21 protein-coding genes are annotated in these 20,149 nt (G+C 67.8%); 13 read left to right on the plus strand and 8 right to left on the minus strand.

The window, feature by feature from the left end; genetic code table 11:
- The first annotated feature begins 202 nt into the window (after window positions 1-202).
- From ACLQ23_RS31040 to ACLQ23_RS31060, 5 genes are all read left to right on the plus strand, one after another.
- Window positions 203-802: an IS5 family transposase gene (locus ACLQ23_RS31040; RefSeq protein ID WP_355592053.1), complete on the plus strand. Its 600-nt coding sequence runs from the start codon at window positions 203-205 to the stop codon at window positions 800-802.
- A gap of 572 nt (window positions 803-1,374) precedes the next feature.
- The gene (locus tag ACLQ23_RS31045; protein ID WP_355592055.1) at window positions 1,375-1,848 is read left to right on the plus strand and encodes a hypothetical protein; all 474 of its coding nucleotides are present in this window, start codon (window positions 1,375-1,377) and stop codon (window positions 1,846-1,848) included.
- A gap of 847 nt (window positions 1,849-2,695) precedes the next feature.
- Entirely contained in the window at window positions 2,696-3,049 is a 354-nt protein-coding gene (locus ACLQ23_RS31050) for a putative quinol monooxygenase (protein ID WP_355627626.1), read from the plus strand.
- A gap of 140 nt (window positions 3,050-3,189) precedes the next feature.
- Window positions 3,190-3,534 (plus strand): winged helix-turn-helix transcriptional regulator, encoded by a 345-nt coding sequence (locus tag ACLQ23_RS31055; protein WP_425735304.1) that lies wholly within the window; start codon window positions 3,190-3,192, stop codon window positions 3,532-3,534.
- Window positions 3,535-3,564: 30 nt separating this feature from the next.
- The gene (locus tag ACLQ23_RS31060) at window positions 3,565-3,870 is read left to right on the plus strand and encodes a hypothetical protein (RefSeq protein WP_425881483.1); all 306 of its coding nucleotides are present in this window, start codon (window positions 3,565-3,567) and stop codon (window positions 3,868-3,870) included.
- Window positions 3,871-3,905: 35 nt separating this feature from the next.
- Here ACLQ23_RS31060 and ACLQ23_RS31065 read toward each other — a convergent pair whose 3' ends face one another.
- Window positions 3,906-4,685: a transposase family protein gene (locus ACLQ23_RS31065; protein WP_355598617.1), complete on the minus strand. Its 780-nt coding sequence runs from the start codon at window positions 4,683-4,685 to the stop codon at window positions 3,906-3,908.
- A gap of 786 nt (window positions 4,686-5,471) precedes the next feature.
- On the minus strand, window positions 5,472-8,180 hold the full coding sequence (locus tag ACLQ23_RS31070) for a S8 family serine peptidase (protein ID WP_355627615.1): 2,709 nt from the start codon (window positions 8,178-8,180) through the stop codon (window positions 5,472-5,474).
- Between the two features lie 325 nt (window positions 8,181-8,505).
- Between ACLQ23_RS31070 and ACLQ23_RS31075 the strand changes: the two genes are divergently transcribed.
- The 3 genes from ACLQ23_RS31075 to ACLQ23_RS31085 are packed head-to-tail and all read left to right on the plus strand — an operon-like array spanning window position 8,506 to window position 10,050.
- Window positions 8,506-9,075 carry an NADAR family protein gene (locus tag ACLQ23_RS31075; RefSeq protein ID WP_355627612.1) on the plus strand — a complete coding sequence of 190 codons (570 nt, stop codon included), beginning with the start codon at window positions 8,506-8,508 and terminating at the stop codon, window positions 9,073-9,075.
- On the plus strand, window positions 9,072-9,716 hold the full coding sequence (locus ACLQ23_RS31080; RefSeq protein ID WP_355627609.1) for a hypothetical protein: 645 nt from the start codon (window positions 9,072-9,074) through the stop codon (window positions 9,714-9,716). Before ACLQ23_RS31075 ends, ACLQ23_RS31080 begins: the two co-directional genes overlap by 4 nt.
- A gap of 28 nt (window positions 9,717-9,744) precedes the next feature.
- A complete protein-coding gene (locus tag ACLQ23_RS31085) occupies window positions 9,745-10,050 on the plus strand; it encodes a DUF4260 family protein (RefSeq protein ID WP_425881484.1) in 306 nt (101 codons plus the stop codon).
- Window positions 10,051-10,173: 123 nt separating this feature from the next.
- Here ACLQ23_RS31085 and ACLQ23_RS31090 read toward each other — a convergent pair whose 3' ends face one another.
- Both ACLQ23_RS31090 and ACLQ23_RS31095 read right to left on the minus strand, forming a co-directional pair.
- Window positions 10,174-10,773: a response regulator gene (locus ACLQ23_RS31090; protein ID WP_425881485.1), complete on the minus strand. Its 600-nt coding sequence runs from the start codon at window positions 10,771-10,773 to the stop codon at window positions 10,174-10,176.
- Window positions 10,770-11,912, minus strand: a complete 1,143-nt coding sequence (locus ACLQ23_RS31095; RefSeq protein WP_355592067.1) for a sensor histidine kinase — start codon at window positions 11,910-11,912, stop codon at window positions 10,770-10,772. Before ACLQ23_RS31095 ends, ACLQ23_RS31090 begins: the two co-directional genes overlap by 4 nt.
- A gap of 107 nt (window positions 11,913-12,019) precedes the next feature.
- Here ACLQ23_RS31095 and ACLQ23_RS31100 point away from each other — a divergent pair, with 107 nt between their 5' ends.
- Genes ACLQ23_RS31100 through ACLQ23_RS31110 form a run of 3 tightly spaced genes read left to right on the plus strand, consistent with a single transcriptional unit; the run spans window position 12,020 to window position 14,324 of the window.
- Complete coding sequence (locus tag ACLQ23_RS31100; RefSeq protein WP_425881486.1) at window positions 12,020-12,901, plus strand: ABC transporter ATP-binding protein; 882 nt, start codon at window positions 12,020-12,022, stop codon at window positions 12,899-12,901.
- Between the two features lie 26 nt (window positions 12,902-12,927).
- The gene (locus ACLQ23_RS31105; RefSeq protein WP_355592071.1) at window positions 12,928-13,647 is read left to right on the plus strand and encodes an ABC transporter permease; all 720 of its coding nucleotides are present in this window, start codon (window positions 12,928-12,930) and stop codon (window positions 13,645-13,647) included.
- On the plus strand, window positions 13,644-14,324 hold the full coding sequence (locus ACLQ23_RS31110; RefSeq protein ID WP_425881487.1) for a GOLPH3/VPS74 family protein: 681 nt from the start codon (window positions 13,644-13,646) through the stop codon (window positions 14,322-14,324). Before ACLQ23_RS31105 ends, ACLQ23_RS31110 begins: the two co-directional genes overlap by 4 nt.
- 117 nt (window positions 14,325-14,441) lie before the next feature.
- Here ACLQ23_RS31110 and ACLQ23_RS31115 read toward each other — a convergent pair whose 3' ends face one another.
- The gene (locus tag ACLQ23_RS31115) at window positions 14,442-15,362 is read right to left on the minus strand and encodes an RNA polymerase subunit sigma-70 (protein ID WP_355627602.1); all 921 of its coding nucleotides are present in this window, start codon (window positions 15,360-15,362) and stop codon (window positions 14,442-14,444) included.
- A gap of 137 nt (window positions 15,363-15,499) precedes the next feature.
- On the opposite strand from ACLQ23_RS31115, the gene ACLQ23_RS31120 reads away from it, so the two are divergent.
- Together ACLQ23_RS31120 and ACLQ23_RS31125 are read left to right on the plus strand one after the other, a co-directional pair.
- Window positions 15,500-16,207: a DUF899 family protein gene (locus ACLQ23_RS31120; protein WP_425881488.1), complete on the plus strand. Its 708-nt coding sequence runs from the start codon at window positions 15,500-15,502 to the stop codon at window positions 16,205-16,207.
- Between the two features lie 121 nt (window positions 16,208-16,328).
- Window positions 16,329-16,736 carry a hypothetical protein gene (locus ACLQ23_RS31125; RefSeq protein WP_425881489.1) on the plus strand — a complete coding sequence of 136 codons (408 nt, stop codon included), beginning with the start codon at window positions 16,329-16,331 and terminating at the stop codon, window positions 16,734-16,736.
- Window positions 16,737-16,874: 138 nt separating this feature from the next.
- On the opposite strand, the gene ACLQ23_RS31130 is transcribed toward ACLQ23_RS31125, so the two are convergent.
- The 3 genes from ACLQ23_RS31130 to ACLQ23_RS31140 all read right to left on the minus strand — a co-directional run bounded on the left by ACLQ23_RS31130 (window position 16,875) and on the right by ACLQ23_RS31140 (window position 19,913).
- The gene (locus ACLQ23_RS31130) at window positions 16,875-17,276 is read right to left on the minus strand and encodes a hypothetical protein (RefSeq protein ID WP_355627594.1); all 402 of its coding nucleotides are present in this window, start codon (window positions 17,274-17,276) and stop codon (window positions 16,875-16,877) included.
- Between the two features lie 569 nt (window positions 17,277-17,845).
- Entirely contained in the window at window positions 17,846-18,613 is a 768-nt protein-coding gene (locus tag ACLQ23_RS31135; protein WP_425881490.1) for a hypothetical protein, read from the minus strand.
- A 1,072-nt stretch (window positions 18,614-19,685) separates the two neighbouring features.
- Window positions 19,686-19,913 (minus strand): hypothetical protein, encoded by a 228-nt coding sequence (locus ACLQ23_RS31140; RefSeq protein WP_355592086.1) that lies wholly within the window; start codon window positions 19,911-19,913, stop codon window positions 19,686-19,688.
- Window positions 19,914-20,149 lie beyond the last annotated feature (236 nt).

Here is a 20,149-nt window from a genome sequence, read left to right on the forward strand (position 1 = left end):
CAACCGACATCACGCCCGCGACAGCACCCGCCCACTGGCACTGCTCGGCATCACCTGACGACTTTGCCGGGGCCCTGCCTGCGCATGGACGGCAGCCGTTAAAGCAAAGCGTGAAGCGTGAAGCGTGTTTGAGAATGTCGGCTGTCCGTTGTGGACGGCGTGGCGGCATGACTTCCACCGGCGCAGCGGGCAGGGTGGCGCGGTGCCTGCACGTCGTGGCTACCCGTCCGATCTGACCGATGCCCAGTGGGCGCTGATCGAGCCGATGCTGCCCGAGCCCAACACGTACGGCCGGCGGGAGAAGCACCCGCGGCGGGAAATCGTCAACGCCATCCTGTACGTGGTGCGATCCGGATGTCCGTGGCGGTATATGCCCGCTGACCTGCCACCGTGGCAGACGGTGTACTGGTACTTCACCCGGTGGGAAGACTCCGGCGTGACAGAGAAGATTCTTACCACTCTGCGGGTCAAGGCACGGATGCAGCAGGACCGCGAGCCGCAGCCGTCAGCGGGGGTCGTCGACGCGCAGAGCATGAAGGACGCTGACACCGGCGGCCGAGACAGTCGGGGCTACGACGCCGGGACGAAGGTCAACGACCGCAAACGGTTCATCGTCACCGACACCTTGGGCCTGCTGGCCACCGCGACCGTCCTCGCCGCGAGCTGGCAGGACCGCGACGGCGCGAATACCGCCCTACTGAGCGCCTACATGGCCACCTCGATCCGGCACGTCTTCGCCGCGAAGGCCTCACCGGCGCCGTTTGGTCGACTGAACCCGCGCCGTCCTGTGCACCACCCTTGAGATCGTCCGCAAGCCCGGGGACCAGTGCGGCTTCGCCGTGCATCCCCGCTGCTGAGTCGTCGAGGGCACTCTGGCCTGGTTCACCGCCTGCCGCCGACTCGCCCGCGACTACGAACGTCACCTCGACGCCTCCGAAGCCATCATCGATGGGCCGCTATCGCGGCATTACCGGAGGCCGACCCGCCCGACGCCAAGCCCTCCGCACTTTCATTCAGGCCTGATCGTACTTCTCAAACACGCTCTAGAAGCTACTCGCGGCCCGCCTACTGGAGACCCGACGGGCAGCGTTTGCCGCCTTTCGTAAGTACTGGGAGCTGCGGGAAATATCGGCCGACCGACTGCTCGAATCCACTTGAAGCGACCACGTGGCGACCTTCCGGAGTCCTAAGTCCTTGCTAAGTCAGGGCCGCGTGCGTACGCTGTCCACAGCCGACGGGGGTCGATTCATTACCTATTGCACAAGGAGTGAAACGAAGGCCTGCTATCGCCTCGATAGCTCACGCATCGAGGCGATGTCATACCTATTTGGACCTCCAGCGGCGAATCAACATTTCTCCACGAGGAGGGTAACCTTGGCAAAGTTCTCGTCAGGCAAAAAGTCCCTGGCAGCCGTTGCAGCGGCCTTTATTGCAGCTTCCATCGTTGGGGTTCCCGCCCCGGCGCAGGCGGGCACATGTTCCACGCCTGGCTGCGGCGGAGAGGCCACCAACGCAAGCACTCGCGGCATCATGATTAGCAACAATTGGTGCTCTGCCGCAGGTACCATCACATACACCGGCGAGTTCCTGCCGACGAGCTGCGTCCCGGCGGCGAATCGACAGAACGGATATATCCACCCCGCTTCCTTCACCCTCCAGCCGGGGCGCCGCTCAAACGAGTACCCCAAGTATTACGACACCGACGCGATTCGCCTCCCCGCCAACTGTGTCACCAACGTGACCATCGATGGCAATGGTGTCCAATACGACAGGCGAGGAATATCCACTCACCAGTGGCGGAAATTCAGCAACAGCCAGACGTGGGTTGTCACCGGGATTTACTGCTAGATCCCGTGTTGCCCCGCTAGCTCGTTGACGGGAAGAGCCCTTGAGTCTGGACTATTGGGAGTCAACACCAAGCCCACAGTTTCAGACTTAAGGGCATTTCCACATACTTTGCCAAGTCTCCGGTTTGAGGCAGAGCTCGTCAGCTGATTTCAGAGGTTCGGGGCCCGCGTCCCCGGCGACGGCGAGCCGGCGTTGGTGATCCAGGTCCGCCGGAGCGCCTGGGTCTGTGGCCACCGGGTCGCGACTGCATTGGCGAGTCGTTTGAGGTCTTCTTTCACGTTCACGCGTTTGAGCAGGGGCACGCCCCGTAGTCGACGTCAATCGGTCCCGCTCACGGGCAGGAGCGCAGTCTTCCCACGGCGTTGGACTGTCGCAACGTCCTGCCGTTCAACGGCTAAGTGCAGGCCGACGCTCCCGCCAGCCTGAGCGCAGGCACGTACGTCGCGGTTATCCGACTGGGCCACACGAGAGGACTGGAGTGTCGGGCGGATGGATGCGCACCCCGATCAGGCGGGCGTCGAGCCGCGCCAGCCGCTCCCGTACCGACGGCAGAAGCCGAGACACGGTCAACATCCGGCGTACGGCGGCCGATCCTGGGCGTTCGTGCGGTGCTCCGCGTTAGAGGGCTCACCCGGAGGCGCCCCAGCTACTTACCCCAAGTAAGCAACTTGGGGGCGTGTTGCGAGGATCGAACGGCCGCTCGAAACTCGGTACAGGGCCGAGGAGTTGGCCGTCCGATGCAGCCGCTCTCTGGCGTCTGGGGCAGGTCGCCCATTGCCGAACGATCTCGGATTCGGTAATCGCCTCGGTCCCGGCTGAAGACACAAGACACGAAAGGACCACCGGAATGGCCAGCAACGAGCAAGTCCTTCCCGACGACCTGGTGCCGGCCGAGGTACTGGCCTCAACCAGCCCGATCGCGATTTCCTCGCTGGCTCGGCTCAAGCCGGGCAAGAGCGACGACGACATGCAGAAGGCGTTCAAGGAGATGATGTCCGCAGCACGCGAGGAAGAGGGTTGCGAGCAGTACACGATCCACGCCAACCTCTACCAGCCGGGCATCTATGCGTTCTACGAGCGGTGGTCAAGCGGTGCGGACCTGCTCCGCCACATGCGGAATCCATCCCTGCAGACCTACCACGGCCAGTTCTTCGAGAACCTGGACGTGGAGATCGAGTGGCTCCGGCCGCTGGAGGCCTGACACCGGACGGTAGTTCGACCCGCCAGGCACCGCGCTGTCGCACCCGGAGACGCAACCCGGGCAGCGACGGTGCGGTGCCAACGCTGGGCCGTTCCCGCAGCAGGTTTGTCGACCCGGCCCAAGTTACTTACTCTGAGAGAGTGACCAAGTCTTTCAACGGTCGGATCGACGAGGATAGGTGCCACCTGGTCCTGCGCGCGATCGATGTCGTCGGGGTCCGCTGGACCGGACCGATCTTGATCGCGGCAGTCCGCGGAGCTCGCCGATTCAAGGAGTACCGCGCGCTGGTAAGTGGCATCTCCGACCCTCAACTCACCGTCCGACTCAAAGACCTGCAGGCCCGCGGCCTCATCGAGCGCACGGTAATCCCCAGCACGCCGGTGCAGATCACCTACACCCTGACCACCGCGGGCGAAGAGTTGATCGCCGCACTGCAGCCCCTGTCGCATTGGGGCGAGCAGTATCTGGCGCATGACGACGCATGACCTGAGTACAACGGATCAAGGAGCCTTGAAGTGCCGGTCGGTACCTCACGTGGTGTCTTCACGATTGCACTGACTGGTTTCTCCGGGGTGTCGGCGTTAGCGGCTGTTGGGGTACTAGAACAGTTGAACGATGCGCGGGGGCAGGACCTGCCGTACCCGCTCGACGAACTCATGCTGGTGTGGTTGTTGATTGTCGGCGTGCTAGCCATGTGGGCGACGGTCGCCTATGCGCACGGGCAGTACCTCATAGCCCAGCGGGTCCTTCTGATCATCGGCTTCATGGGACTCATTCCCGCTGTCCTGCCTGGAGTTGTCGCTCTAAAGGACGTCTCGTAACTCCGTGAAGGCGTTGCCCGGCAACGCTGCTGGTGTCACCCCGCGAGGATGATGTTGTGCAGGTGGGCGATGCCGGAGGCGGTGTCGGTCAATGTGTGGGCGGCGCGGCGGTAGTCGCGCAGGATCTTGAAGCACTTCATGCGGGCCAGGGCGTGTTCGACCTGCGCGCGGACGGTGCGGTGCTGCTTGTTCAGCTCTTGTTTCCACTCGGGTAACTCGCTGCCGTCGGCGGGTTTGCGGTACGGGATGATCACGTCGGGGTTGCCGCGGTAGGCGCCGTCGGCCATGACTGGCCGTCCGGCCAGCTTCTGGTCGATGCCGGAGGTGCGGTAGACGATGGTGTCGTTCCGGTTGCCGGGTTGCGGGTCGCCGAGGGCGACGACAAGGCGGGTGTGGGCGTCGATGGCGACCTGCAGATTGGTGCTGTAGCGGTAGTTCTTGCTCGGGGCGGCCAGCCGGTGGTCCCGGGTCGGGATGAGAGTGCCGTCGACGATGGTGATCTGGTCGACCCGACGCCGGCGTCCCGGCGACAGAGCGAGCAGCGGGCCGAGGGTGTCGATGACCCGGTGGGCGGCGGAGTGCGACACCCCGAACAGCGGGCCCATCTGCCGCATGGTCAGGTTGGTGCGCCAGTACGCGGCCACCAGCAGTACCCGGTCGGAAAGGTCGAGCGACCACTGCCGGCCCGGCCGACCGTCAGCGATCGCGTCCCCGCCACGTTCGGCGACCAGCCGCACCAGCCTGCGGAACTGGGCGGGCTGCAGCCCGGTGAACGGGAAGATCCACTCCGGGCGAGCCGCCGAGATCACCTGCACCTCGACATGATCCACTATGGACTGACCACCGAGTTACGAGACGTCCCTTAGAGGGCGGAGATGGAGCTGGGAGCTCGTTCTTGCCGAGCTAGCGGCCGAATCACGTTCAAGGATCCGTGTCGCCAGGCCGCGAGGCTGCTCAGCAGCTGGATTGTCGCTTTAGTCGCTGTCTTCGGCATCGGTAGCGTCGACAAGCCGAGGCTGACCGCCATGTCGTCGGTGTGCACGACCAGCTCCATGAACTGGGTCAGCAGGAAGTCATTGAACTTTAGGCCCCAGTCGCCGGGGTCCACGATGCACCACGATGGCTACCAGCCTTTGCGGACGGGGACAAAGGTCGTTCGTCCAGCAAGGAGCTCCACCTTGTCCCCGTCCGGGAAGGCTGGACGGTCTACGACTGCCCGACGAGGAGTTCCGCAGCTTGGCCGACAGTCACCGCTCTCGCATAACACGTGTGCGCGCGGCTAAGGGATGTCTCGTAACTCGCTTGTGCGTCCATTGTGGTTGGAGATGCGGTGCAGGTGATATCGACGGTCTTCCAGGGGTGGGCCCACTGTTCGAGGTGTTGCACCCGGCGGCGGACAGAATCATCGGCACCCTCGGACCCGCTGCTGGCTCTGGTGGCGGTGCTTCGGCGGCGGCTCGACCAGATCACCGTCGTCGACGGCGCCCTTATAGGCAGGCACGGGACTCCATCGGTCACGAAGCGTAGAGAACTCCGATGATCAATGGACCCGTGCCTGCTTGCTTCCTCCGTCCAGACGCCCTACCTATTGCCGGTCGCTCTTAGTTCGAGCTTCCGGTGCAGGTGGCGGTCGTGCCGTTGCCGTTTCCGGTGCCCTGGAATCCGAAACTGGTGGTCTGGCCTGCGGCCAGCCGTCCGTTGTAGCTCTGGTTGGCGACGGTGATGGTCCCGCTGGTGCCACTGTTGACACCGTTCCAGAGCGAGGTGACCGAGGCACCGCCCGGCAGGTTGAGGGTGACCCGCCAGCCGGTGAGCGGGGTCGCTCCTGCCGTGACGCTGACGTTGGCGACGAACCCACCGTTCCACTGGTCCTGCACGGAGTAGACGGCGGTGCAGGCAGGGCTCCCACCGGGGGGCGGGGTGGTCGGAGGCGGGGTGGTGGGCGGTGGCGTGGTGGGCGGTGGCGTGGTGGGCGGTGGCGTGGTGGGCGGTGGCGTCGTCGGAGGCGGCGTGGTGGGCGGTGGTGTGGTGGGGGGAGGCGGCGTGGTGGGCGGTGGCGTGGTGCCGCCATCGAGGGTCAGCTTCCAGCCTTCGAACACGCCTTCGTAGTCGGCGACGTTCTCGACCCGCAGTTTCCAGGTGCCAGCTGTGGGCTTGCTCGACAGATCGGTGATGAAGGTTTCGCGGACGTTTGCCCGGTACGACCCCACGTAGGCATCCTTGAGCAGGATCGCCTGCCCGTCCGGCGCGACGAGGGAGACTCGAAGGTCTCGGCCGTACTGGTGACGGATGTTGGGCTCGATGTAGCTCTTGGTCGACGGCGCCAGGCCGCAGTCGGCCACGCTGATTGACGATTCGACAGTGCCGGCGGCCGGTATCCGTAGGTTGGTGCTGGTGCGGCCACCACATGCTGGTGCCGGCAGGTCGGCGCCCGCGAGGTTGATCCGCCACGAGTCGAGGAACCCGGTGCCCGAGTGCAGGAGGTCGTTGAGCCACAGCATCCAGGTGCCGTTCGCGGTCTCGGACGACAGGTCGTGGGTGAAGGTGTAGTCGATGTCGTCGCTGTCGCCGCCGGTGCGGTCCAGCAGGTAATACCAGGTGCCGTCGGGTGAGAGCAGCCGGATGTCGAGGTCACCGATGCCGGAATGGTCGATGTGCAGCTCGATGGTGCTGTTGCGAGCGGCGGCGCCGGGACAGTCGGTGATCGTGATGGGGACCAGCGGGCTATCGCCCTGGGTGATCGCCGTGTCGGTGCCGTTCGAGCCGACGCAGCCGGCCGGGTCGTTGACGTGTAGCTGGAATGCCGTCGCACGTGTCGCACCCGTTCCGGTGCCGATCACTGTGATGGTGTAGTCGCCGGCCATGGTTGTCGACGCCGTGTTGATGGTCAGGGTGGTGCTGCCGTTGGAAGCGACGCTCGCGGGCTGGAACGTGGCGGTGGCGCCGTCTGGTAGGCCGCGGGCCACCAGGGAGACCGGTTGGGTCGCGCCGTTTGTGACGGTCGCGGTGATGGTGGTGGAGATGGTGCCGCCGGCGGTGACGGTGCCGCTGGCGGGGGTGGCGGTCAGCGCGAAGTCGTTGGCCGGGGTGCTGGCGCTGACGTGGAGCAGCCGGTTCGGCGAGCCGACGCCCGGATTTGTCACCACGCCGGGGGTGGTGTCGGCCAGGAGTGCCTGGGTCACCTGCGCCGGGGTGTAGGTGGGGTTGTCGGCCAGGATCAATGCCGCCGCGCCGGTGACGTGCGGGGTGGCCATCGAGGTTCCGGAGGCGGTGCGGGTTGCGGTGTTGCTGCCGGTGTAGGCCGAGGTGATGTCGGCGCCCGGCGCGAACAGGTCCACGCACGTACCGATGTTGGAAAACGATGCGCGGGTGTCGGTGGCGTCGGTGGCGGCGACGGTGATCGCCTCCGGGACGGAGGCCGGGGTGTAGGAACACGCGTCGTCGCCGTCCTCGTTGCCGGCGGCCACCACGTAGGTGACGCCGTCTGCGATCGACCGTCGCACGGCGTCGACCATTGGCGCGTACGGCGGGCCGCCGAGGCTCATGTTCGCCACGGCCAACTGCCCGGGGTCATGGTCGCCGGTCACCCAGTCGACCCCGGCGAGAACATTCGAGGTGGTGCCGCGGCCGTCGCAGTTGAAGACGCGTACGGCCACCAGTTGGACGTTCTTGGCCACCCCGTAGGTGGTGCCGCCGACCGTGCCGGCGACGTGGGTGCCGTGCCCCATGCAGTCGGTGGCGTCGGCGTCGTTGTCGATGAAGTCCCAGCCGGACACCGCCCGCCCGGCGAACTCGGTGTGGGTCAGGTTGATCCCGGAGTCGATGACGTACGCCCGCACGCCCGGTGACACGCGGGGGTAGGTGAACGAGTTGTCCAACGGCAACGCGCGCTGGTCGATCCGGTCCAGGCCCCAGGACGGTGTCGGGCTCTGCACCTCTGCCACGGACACCGTGTGGTTCTGCGTCACGGAGGCGACGGCCGGATGGGCGGCGAGGCGGCGGGCACCGCGCTCGGAGAGTCGGGCCTCGAAGCCGCGCAGGGCGTGCCGGAAGACGGGGCCTACGCCGCCGCCCTGCTGTTTGGTGAGGTCACGGGCGGTGGTGTCCACAGCGGTGGCTTTGACGGCGGAGTCCCGCAACACGACGATGTAGGAGCCGGCCACGGCGGTCGGGCCGCCCGCGGCGAGGATGTCACCTTCGGCTGGGGCGGCCGTCGCGGACACGGTGCTCGCGGCAAGAGCCAGCACGGTTGCTGCGGCCGCGATGCCGGACCGGAGCAGGGCTGGCCTGCGTGGTCCCGTCGGTGTCATGACTACCTCCCGGTCGAAAGCGACGCGCCCGGGGACCCGCCGGCCCTGTCGAGCAGGTCATCCGACAGGGTGGGCGGATCTCCGGGCAGCCGTACCGCCAACATCATGAACGCACGACCACTCCCAACGCCAGAGATGAACGTCGAATTTTTGACTCAGCAACAAAAATCTCCGCTCGTCGCAAGGCCGAGGCGGCACGCCTCATATCGAAGGGCAGGAAGCCCGCTCTCGGCCGGCTCAACCCCGGGAGGACGGCCGGCGACCCCGCGACCGGCAGAGCAAACCCGATGGCGCGTGGCCGTACGGTTCTGGCACCCTGCCGAACATGCCCGACACCACCTCCTCGCCGCGCAGCCTGCCCGAGCTGCGGGCGCTCGCCGCTGCGGGCGGGCGGGTCAAGTACCTGTTCTTCTGGGGGCACCAGCCCCAACCGGACGGCAGCGTCGGACCGGGTTGCCTGAGCCAATGGTGGCCGGCCCCGTTCGTCGTGGACGGGATCCGGTACGCCACCGCCGAGCACTACATGATGATCGGCAAGGCTCGCCTGTTCGGCGACGAAGCGATCGCCGCGCAGATGCTCACGGCGCCGCATCCGGGCGCGGTCAAGGCCCTGGGCCGGCAGGTCCGCGACTTCGACCAGGCCACCTGGGATGCGTACAGCTTCGACCTGGTCGCCGCCGGCAACCTGGCCAAGTTCAGCCAGCACCCTGACCTCGGGCGGTACCTGTCTCGCACGGGCAATCGGGTACTGGTGGAAGCCAGCCCGATGGATCGGGTCTGGGGCATCGGGCTTTCCGCGACGGACCCACGCGCCCACGATCCGGCCCAATGGCGCGGCCGCAACCTCCTCGGGTTCGCGCTGATGCACGCCCGCGCGCAGCTCGCCACGGCATGAACCTCAAGATCCGCGTACATCAGGGACGGCTCGGCGCCGATCAGTACCGCGTCGTCCGCCCGGCCGAACCGGTGACCGGCGCGGTGCTGGTCGACAACAACCCCTGGTTCGTCCTGGAACTCAACGCCGAGGCCGCGTTCACCATCACGGGCCTGTGGATGCTGGCAGCCCGATCACGCCGCACACTGATCCATCTGCCGCTACGGGGCAAGCCGCCACCGGAGCCCTCCCTCGCCACCGAGACCGTCGGTGAGCTCGACCTGGTACTCAGTCACCACGACCCGCAGTTCGCCCCGAACCGGTGGAAGCAGCTACGCCACCGCCTGGGAGCCGGGGCTCCGCACACCGTCTCCTGGAACCCGAACGACGTTCCCGCCTGGGACGAGGTCCACGAACTCAATCGCCAAGCCCGTCGGCGTTCCTTCAACAGGGACAGGTTCCACCAACGCCTGCACGCTCACACCCTGTTCATGGCCGGCAGCGCGGTCGCGTTCCGGCGCACAGCCCGGTACGTCCTCGACATGGCGCTTCAGCGACCCGACCCCGGTCATCCCGGTACCTACCATTCCGCCACATTGCACCCGGTGGACGGGCACTTCGCCACCACCGGGCAAGGCATCTACCTCATCAGGTGGCGGTAGCGGCGATCCGACCGGCTGCGGGTCGTGAATGGCCCCGGTCGGTCGAAGGTGCGCCGGCACCGACCGGGGCGTGTGCGCACCGCGCCCAGGACATACCGCACCGCGTCGTCGCGGGAGAGCTTCCCCTGGTGGTGGGCCGAGAGCACGCGTTCGCCGGGGAGCGGTAGCCGTGGCCGCGGCCGGGTTCGGCCGCCGGATCGGTTGGCTCGGAGTTCTGGCCCTTGCCTGGGTGTTCCACATCGCCGTCGATCGCGGCCTCGGCTACGGCCTCAAGACGGCCGAAGGATTCGAGCACACCCCACCTCGGCTTGATCGGCAAGGTCAGAGGGCCTGACCCGCTTTGATGGACATCCGGGATCAGGAGCCTGATGGGTTCCGGGAGGATGTCGTCGGCACCGCGTGATGATTCAGCCGGCGTTGACGGATTCCGTGCTGGTCTGGGGTGATCGCCCGTTGGTCACAGCCAGTTGTGTTCGCGGGCGTAGCGGGCCGCTTCGTGGCGGGTCCGGGTCTGGGTCTTGCGCATCGCGTTGGAGAGGTAGTTGCGGACGGTGCCCGGCGCGAGGTGGAGCCGGGCGGCGATGTCGGCGACCGAGTAGCCCTCGCCGGTGACCCGCAGGACGTCGGCCTCACGGTCGGTGAGGGGGTTGTCCTCGGTGACGGCGAGCGCGGACACGTCCGGGTCGATCCAGCGTTTGCCCGCATGCAGGGTGGCGATGACAGACGAGATGTGCGTCGGTTCGGCGGACTTGCTGACGAAGCCCTGAACACCGAGCTTCAACGCCTGGCGCAACACGCCGGGACGGGCGTGCCGGGTCAGCATGAGAACCACCTGCCCCGGGCGCGTGCGCCGGATCTCGGCGACCGCGCCCAGACCGTCCACGCCCGGCATCTCCAGGTCGATGACCAGCACGTCGGGCCGGTGCCGCAGGGTGGCCTCGACGGCCGTCCGGCCGTCCTGCGCCTCGGCGAGGGTGATGTCGCCCTCCATCGGCAGCAGCGCGGCCAGGGCCGTACGCAGCAGCGCCTCGTCGTCGGCGAGCACGATGGTGGTCATCGGCCGTCACTCCTTTCCGCGCCGGCGCGCACGGCGGGGAACGTCGCCGCCGTCCGGAAGCGTCCCTGCTGCTGTTCCACGGTCAGCTCTCCTCCGTCGCCCGCCACCCGTTGCCGGAGTGCCGCCAGTCCTCTCAGCTCGGGGGGCGAGGTGGCGGTCACGCCGTCGTTGACGACGGTGATGCTCGACTCGGAGAGCGTGATTTGCACCTGGGTGGCCTGCGCGTGCCGCAGGATGTTTGTGGTCGTCTCGCGCAGCACCTGCCCGAGCAGTTCGCTGGCGCGGGCGTCGACCTCGGCCTCCCGGGTCACCCGGACCCGGATGCCGGCGGCCTCGAACAGGTTCTTCGCGTTCTCGATCTCCGCGGTGAGGTTGAGCCGGCGTTGGGCGTAAGCCAGTTCCTTGGTCTGCGCGATGGTGTCGCTGACCAGCGCGTACGTCTCCCGCAGCTCCTTCTCCGCCCGCTCGGTGTCGCGGAGCAGCAGTCGCTGCGCCAGGGCGATCTTCAGCTTGACCACGTGCAGGGTGTGGCCCTGGATGTCGTGCAGGTCGCTGGCGAAGCGCACGCGTTCGCGGATCACCGCGAGTTCCGCTTCCCTCTCGCGGGTCTGTTCGAGCTCCTGGATGAGTTCGTAGAAACGCTCGCCCACGATCGTGAAGACCGTCACGACGATGGTGAGGACGGTCGGGATGAGAACGTAGGTGACCAGGACGTGACCGATGTCGTCCCTCTGCACCAGCAGCCGCGCCGTGCCGACGGCGGCGACGTAGGTGAAGAGCCCTGCCGCTGCCAGCTTCCGGTGCCGCCGAACCTCGCGCATGGCGAGCGAGCCCACAGCGCAGAACCCCCAGTAGGCGTTGGGGCTGCCGGTCACCAGGACCCCCAGTGGCCACACCGCTCCCGCCACGACCAGGCACGGCAGCGCCACCCGAGCCAGGTCGTTGGCCGTCCACCGCTCGAAGGCCACCAAGCCCGCCACGGCCCCCGGCGCCAGGACGACAAGGTGCCACCAGGTGTCCGCGTCGGTGTAGACCAGGACCACCGCGGCGACCAAGACCGGCGGTAGGGACGTGGCGAGGTTGAGCCGTCGCAGTCTTCCCTGCGTCGACTCGGTGAAGCGCGGCGATCTTGCGGTCACCACACCAGTATCGGGCAGCCAGGTGCCACGACCAGTGACACCACGTCACATGCGGCGATGACATGACGCCACTGACGGGTCGGCCGTGTCCGCGCTGTCATTGGTGCATGTCCACTACACCCGTCATCGAAGCCGAACGGCTGAACCTCACCTACGGCGACTTCCACGCCGTGAAGGACCTCTCCTTCGAGGTACGGTCCGGAGAGCTCTACGCACTGCTGGGCACCAACGGAGCCGGGAAGACCTCGACCCTGGAGGTGGTCGAGGGACACCGGAAGCCGACCTCTGGCACGGTACGCGTCTTCGGGCACAGGCCCGACGACCGCCGGGCGGTACGCCCCCGGATGGGCGTGATGCTCCAGGAGAGCGGATTCTCGCCCGACCTCACCGTCCGTGAGTCCGTCGGCCTGATTGGCGGGCTCACCCGGCGCGCCGACGACGTCGATCGGGTGCTCGACGTGGTCGACCTCACCGGTCGCGCCGGACGCAAAGTGTCCCAGTTGTCCGGCGGGGAGAAGCGGCGGTTGGACTTCGCGACCGCGGTCTACGGCACCCCGGAGCTGATCTTCCTGGACGAGCCGACCACCGGCCTCGACATCCAGTCCCGCGACGCCGTCTGGGCGACAGTGGACCGGCTGCGGGAAAACGGTTCCACCATCGTGCTCACCACGCACTACCTGGAGGAGGCCCAGCAGCGCGCCGACCGGATCGGGCTCATGCACGAGGGGACCCTCCACCGCGAGGGCACCGTCTCCGAGCTGACGCGCACCCTCCCCGGCGTGATCCGCTTCTCCCTTGCCGCGCCGGTTCCGCCGCTACCGCTGCCGGCGGCCGTCGACGCCGACGGGAAGGTCACTGTCGAGTCCTTCCAACTGCAGAAGGACCTGCACCTCCTGCTCGGCTGGGCGCAGGACCATGCCGTGGAACTGCGCGACCTGGCGGCGGGACCGACCCGGCTCGACGACGTGTTCCGCGCCATCAACAGTTGATTCGTTCTTCCGAGAGGCCCATCACCGTGTTGTCCATCGCGTCCAGCGAACTGATCCAGATCTTCCGCAACCGGCTGGTCCTGATCACCAGCCTCATCATCCCGGCGGCGGTGTCCGCGTTTTTCGTCCGTCAGCACGAGACCTACGCCGCCATCGGGAGCCTCGGCTACATCGCCGCGATCGTGATGTTCACCGTGGCCGCGTTCGGGCTCTACGCCACGGCCGTCACCACACTGGCCTCCCGGCGTCAGAATCTCTTCCTCAAGCGGCTGCGCTCCACCGCCGAAGGCGACGCCGGCATCCTCGCCGGCCTGCTGCTGCCCGTGCTCCTGCTCACCGTGGTGCAGGTGACAGCGATCCTGACCGCCCTGGCCGTGGTCGCCGGCGGGCCGGACAACGTCGCCCTGCTGGTGGTGGCGGTTCTCGCGACCGTGGCCATGATGATCGGGTTGGCGCTGGCCACGACCGGGCTGACGAACTCCCCCGAACACGCCCAGGTCACCACCCTGCCCGTTACCCTCGGTGTGATCGCCGTGGCCAGCTGGGTCGGCATCTCCGGCACCGAGAACCTCGCCTGGCTCAAGCGGCTTCTGCCCGGCGGAGCGGCCACCGAGTTGACGATGAACGCCTGGAACGGCGGCGTCGCCGTGATCGACTCCCTGCTCCTGCTGGCGCCCACGCTGGCCTGGGTCGCTGTCGCCGTCACCCTCGCTACCCGACTCTTCCGCTGGGAGCCCCGCCGATGACCACCGAACCCCGGTCGGACGCCCCGACTCTCGTCGAGGATCTCCTCCTGCTCCTGTTCCAACCCGTATCCGGGACCATCGCCGGGGAGAACACCCTCTTCTACGTCCTCGGCGGAGCCGTCCTCGCCGACCTCGCCCTCGGCGGTCACCTGACCCCGTCGGACCGGGGGCGGGTCAGCAGCGTGGCGGGTCACCCGCCGTCGGATGGCCTCCTGCGCCCGGCGTGGGACTACCTCGCCGAGAAACCCCGAGGGGTGCAGACGGCACTGGCCGCGATCGGTCCCCCGCTGCGGGGGCCGGTTCTGGAGCGGCTCATCGCGCGGAGCGACATCGACCAGGAGCCGCGTAAGGTGCTTGGCCTGTTCCGGACGACGGCCCTGCGCGAGGGCAGAACCGAACGTCGGTCCCGCCTGCTCGCCGACGTTCGACGGGTCCTCGTGGACGGCGCGGAGCCGCAAGCCCGGGTCGCCGCGCTCGCGGCGCTGCTCTCGGCGAGCGGAACACTCCCGCAGTTTCACCGCGAGATTCCGTGGACGTCACCGGTGATCAGCCGAGCCAAGGAACTCGAGCAGGGCAACTGGGGCGCCGACGCCGCGGGGGCAGCCGTGACCCGTACCGTGACGGCCATTGTCGTCAACAGCGCCGTCGTGGCCATCACCGCGCTTCCTCGGGGCTAGTACTCCGACGTCACTTGGTTTCGGCGTTGGGCGTGGCGTCGGTATGACGACCGCCTTCGTCCTCGCCATGCCACTACCCCAGTGCAGGCCCGATCACCTGACGCGAGACACCCTTGTCTAGGGCTCGAGTGTGGCGGGCATGCTGAAGGCGGCGACGTGACGGGCACCGATGAAGGCGTTGCTCTCCACGATCTTCCCGTTCTCGATCCGGAGTACGTCGACGACCAACGCCTCGTAGTGCGGGCTGCCGGGCCGGCGGAGATAGTTGATCAATGCCGGGCGCCCGTTGGCCGAGGCGGGGAACGTACGCCAGTCGAGCGGTCGGCCGAGGAACTCCGCGGCCGCGTCGATCCCGACGACCGGCGGCTCGGGCGGCATCGTGATCCGTACGTCCTCGGCGAGTAGTGCCCGGATCGTCTCCGGTTCCTTCGCGTTGGCGTAGCGGCGCAGGATCTCTTCGTCCTCACTGGTGAGCTGCGGGCGGCGCCAGTCCTTCGGGTCCGACGGCGCTTGCCGTCGGAGGGTGTGGCGGGCCCGCTGGAGGAGGCTGTTGACGGCCGCTACGGCGGTGTCGAGCGCGGCGGCGATCTCCTGCGGCGTCCAGCCGTGGACGTCGCGCAGGACGAAGGCCGCCCGCTGCCGCGGCGGCAGGTACATGAGCGCTGCGATCACGGCCAGCTCGACGGTTTCCCGGGCGGCGAGACCGGTCTGCGGATCGTCGGCCAGCAGGGCGTCGGGATAGGGACCGAGCTCGGTGGACCACTCCAGCGGGTCACCGTACGGTACCGTCCGGCGACCGGCCGCCTTGCGGCTGTCGAGGAAGACGTTCGTGGCGATCCGGTAGAACCAAGTGCGCGCCGACGCGCGACCCTCGAAGCGGTCGCGAGCCCGCCAGGCACGCAGGAAGGTCTCCTGCACCAGGTCGTCCGCGTCGGTGACGTTCCCGGCGAGGCGGTAGCAGTGCACGTGTAGCTCACGCCGGTGCTCGTCGAAGGCGCGCTGCAACCAGACCGCCTGCTCGTCAGGCGAGTCGGACATGTGATCTCCCCGGGGGTGACTGGTCCTCACCACCGTACTGACGACCGCGGACCCCATCCGTCATCGGTGACCGATGACGATCGCCGACTCGGTCGTCTGTACCTGTGACCGATCCCCACTCCACGAAGGAGATAGCCATGACGGCAACCCCCGCGCCCAGCGCCACCGCGCCCCCGGTCGTCGACCGGGAGACCTGGCTGCGTGAGCGCGACGAACTGCTGGTCCGGGAGAAGGCCCATACCCGCGAAGGAGACGCGATCGCAGCCGCTCGTCGTCAGCTGCCGATGACCTTGATGCCGACGGTGACGGTGCGGGGCCCTGGCGGGGACACCCCGCTGGCGGAGGTGTTCGAGGGTCGCCGGATGCTCATCGCCTACTTCCACATGTGGCACGACGGCAATCCGTACGAGCATCAGTGTGAGGGGTGCACCTTCTCGACCTGTCACATGCAGATGCTGGACTACCTGCACGCTCGGGACGTCACCTACGCCGTGTTCTGCCAGGGTCCCTACGACGAAAGTGCCCCGTTCGCGGAGTTCATGGGCTACCGGTTCCCCTGGTATTCGGCGAAAGACTCCGACCCGGCTCTGGCCGACGGTCGTGACTTCGGGTTCATCGCGTGCTACCTGCGCGACGGCGACTACGTCTACGAGACCTACTGGACCACCGGGCGGGGCGTGGAGGCGTTGATGACCACCTACCACGCCCTGGACCTCACGGTGTACGGCCGGCAAGAGAACTGGGAAAACTCGCCTGAAGGCTGGCCGCGGGTCAGCGGGCACCCGTGGCGTCTCAACGGCCGCCCCACCGCGCAATGGTCACGCCCCGGCGTCGCACCGCGATAACGTCCTGATGATCGAGGTGATCATGCTCGGGTCGGCCGCGGTGTCAGCCTGCTGCTGCGTCGTACCGCGGGCGGGCGCTTCCCGCGGAGCCCGAACGCTTGCGGGTGCGATGGTGGCTGTCATGGTCGCGGTGACCCTCGACGCCACACCGGTTGTGCAGTACGCGGGCACGCTGCTGCTGCTGGTCTTGGCGGTGGCAATCGTCGTCGGCGGTCCGACCGAGCGCGGCCCGGAGGTGGAGCGGCACCGTATGGCCGGGGCCGTGCTCATGGCGCTCGCCGTGCTGCTACATCAACACGGTGAGTCGATGGCTACCCACCACATGGCCGCCGGGCCCCGGACGGACCACGACACCGTCACCGTCCATGATGCGGCGCTCGTGTTGTTACGCGCCGCCACGGCGGCTTACCTCTGCTGGATGGCGACCGCAGTCGTCCAGCTGCGTTATCGACCGATCACGGACCTGCTCCGTTGGGAGCACCTGGCCATGGGAACAAGCCTCGCGGCCATGATTTTCTTCATGAGCTAGGTGTGGGTGGTGACCGCCTCGGCGGCGGGGAGCGGCCGGTCGGCGTCGTCGCACGCGGCTTACTGGTCAGCGCGTCGGCAGGGACGAACGCGGGGCGTCCGCCGCGATGGCGGACGCCCCGAACGGTCGGCGCGTCGGTCAGCCGATCAGCGTGACCGAGTAGTCGTACGTCGTCCCGGTCACCGAGTACGTCGCGGTCTGCCCGTTCTCGCAGTACGACACGAAACTGCTTGGCGTACGCTGCGCTCCGGCCACCGCGTCCACCACTGGCCGGACGTCGGAGCCGACCGGCAGCGCGGTGGTGGTGAGATCGACCGTCCGCGACTGATTGATCGGGTAGGTGTCGGTGTTCGACGTCTCCAGACCATTGCTTGCCGCGACGCTGAAGGACATCACGAACGCGGCATTGTTCACCACGGTGATGCGCTGAACGCAGGGCTCGGCCTGTGCACTGGCCGTGGAGGCCGCGGCCAGTGCCGACGCACCGGCAGCGAGCGTTCCAACAAGTGCGGCCCCGACGAGCCTGGCGGGGAAGGTCATGGATTCACCTCTCGGTCGGTCGTGACGCCGGGCGCCTACTGGTGGCGCCCGGCGCGCGGTCCGTATCGAAGTTCCCGACTCGAATCGATCGAATCCTGTAGATCGCAATATTCTGTGACGTCGGCAGCACCCCGAAGGCCCGGCCGCCGAGTACGACGCCGAACCGACCCGCTACCGGCCCGCCATACGGTCGGGAGCCGACCCCACCGTCGTCACCGCCCGGATCACCGGAACCCGGTAGAACGCCAACGCGGCCAGCACCGCTATCACAAAGCGGCCGGAGAGCACCTGCCGTCCTCTCTGGACCGAGCGGACATCGATCACGGACCTCTAGGATCAGCGATCGCCCTGCTCACCGCCGCAGCCGATGACCTGACTACGGCCGTGACCGGACCTGTCGGCTCGCGAACCCCGCCCACACAGCTGAAAAGCGCCCAGTGTGGGAACAGGCCACGGGAGTAGCGCCTTGCGCCGCCACGGTCAGGGCGTTGAGTTGCGGTTGCGCCGTCGCCTTCGATCAGATCCCGGGAGAGGCCGCCCGGCTGGGCTGACTGTGGGCGGCGGCCCGGTCAGTAGGCCTGGTCCGGCCAGTGCGGGTCGTCCCATCGGGCTGGGCAGGCAAGGCCGAGCAGCCTGATCCGGTCCAGCAGGTCCGGGTCGGCGCCGATCATCCGCAGCCGGGTCGGGGCGTGCTGGAGCAGCCACCCGGTCGACTCCGCGCGAAGGACCTCCTCCTCGTCGTCCGTCCACCACCAGGTTTGCCACGGCAGATCGTCGCGGAGCAGGTCGTACTCCCATCTGCCGAACGCCTCGGCGAGCCGTTGGTGCGCCACCGGACTGGTCGCCGTTGCCCAGGCACGAAGCCAGCGGTCGAGCCCGCCGGCGGCTTCCACGAGCATGGTCAGCACCGAGTACGCCGGAACCTCGGCGTCCTGCTCGGTGAGCGCGACGAACCACCAGGCGTCCAGGAAATCCCGGACCGCCCGCGACTGCTCGGCGGGCCACTGCTGCCAACGGCCGAGTGCGAACATCCTCCCCGCCTGATCCATGCTGTCCAGACGCATCACCTCACCGTCGACCAGAGAACGAGCGAGCTGGGGCAGGATCCGGCGCAGCATGGCAGCGGGGAAGTCCCAGTCGCTGGCCGAGTAGGTGCGGCGCAGCAGATCCGGGTCCAACTCGACGTCCGCGGTCTTGAGCAGGGCAAGGTCCTCGGCGCTGCCCCAGTGGCACTCGCAGTTGGTGTCGTCGGGGTGGGCGGCCATGCCGCGGAAGGTGATGGTGAGTTGGGCCAGGGTGGCATCGAGTCGACGCCGGGCGGGCGTGGATTGCCTCATGGAGATGCACCTTCGGGGACTCCGGCGGCGCGCGGCAGCCGAAGGTTCTGAAGCTACCTGGCCAGACGGCAACACGCATAGCAATTCAGACGGCAGGGCAGAATGCGACCGCCCGCCCGCTCGTACCACCGTTGCTGAACCGCACCCCGATGCCGCCACCGATGGTGCTCATACGCGGTGCCGACGCCGGTCTCCGCCACCACTGCGCTATCCCACCTAGACGTACCGCAGCGGCTCGGGCCGGTCGAGTTGGCCGGACCAGCTCGCCGGCAGGGACAGCGGCCACGGATGCGCGACCCCGATCGCCCCTGCGCCAAGCATGCAGCAGGGTTAGCCCGGCGACGCCGCGAGCGCCTACACGGCAAGGCGCTCAAGCGGAAGGTCGACGAGTCCGTCGTCAAGTTGGAGCTCGTCAGCCACGTTGATGGGTACGGCACAACCGGCTCTACCAACGGATCAGCCGGTTCGGCGGTTACCCCACTGGCGCGGGCTCTGGACCGAGCCCCGGCCGCCGATGTGCTGACCCTTTCCATATGGTTGAGGCGAGGCGACCTTGCCCTTCGCGCGCCGGGCAGCCCGATTTGCGTGAACGGCAGGCTGGTCAGTCTCGGTCTCGGTCTCGGTCTCGGTCTCGGTCTCGGCCGCGGTTGAGGATTCGGCATCCGCTGCGTGGTCGTCCTGGACGGGCTCAGGCTCCGGCATCGGTATCTCCCTGGATCGGTGGGGCGCCCTGCGGGCCGTCGACAGCCGACGGACGCGGACTACTCGACGCCGGTGTGGGCGCCATGACGGTATCGCAACGCCGAGCCCTTCCGATCGACGGTCTCTCAGCCTCGATCGGTTGTAGTCGTCGCGGCTCGAGTATCGGCGACCGTGCCGCCTCCGCGGACACCGCTGAGGCGGCGCGGTCACCCTGGTGTCTCAGCTACGGGATCACCGTCATCACTGTCGTGCGTGGTCGGGGGCCGGGTCAGTCGGTATGTGTCGCGGTCGTGCGGCGGCGGTTCTCGGCTGGGTAGTGCTTGCGGAGGTCGGAGGTCGTCATCGACATCGGCCGCTTTCAGCCACACCTCTACAAGCTCTGTTCAGCAACCCGCCCGGCGACCCCACAGCACTCGCCCGTGCCGCCCAGCGAAGCCAGACCGAGTTCCTGACCGTCGTCGCCGACCTGGTCGGCGAGCAGGATGCCCGCCGATACGCAGCCCTGCTGATCAGCAGCGCGAACGGGATTGCCGGCCTGGAGGCCGGCGGCCAGCTCACCGACCCGAAGTGGGGAGGTGTCTCCGGCCGAAGACCTCACCGACACCCTCGTCGACATGATCGCCGGCAAGAGCCAGCACTCATGACCGGCGTCCCCATCCATAGTGGTCGCCCGCTCGGCGGATGGGATACGCGGTCCGGACGGGCGACAATGCCGAGATGTCAGCGAGGGGACACTGATCGTGATCGCATCCTCGCCGGCGCACGGCGTGGACGCCCTGGTCCGGGTCGCCCCGGAGCCGGGCCGCGAGTTCAGCGTCGCCGACCGTGAGGGCC

Origin of the sequence: Micromonospora sp. DT41, from assembly GCF_049841715.1 — a bacterium.
GTDB lineage: Bacteria > Actinomycetota > Actinomycetes > Mycobacteriales > Micromonosporaceae > Micromonospora > Micromonospora profundi.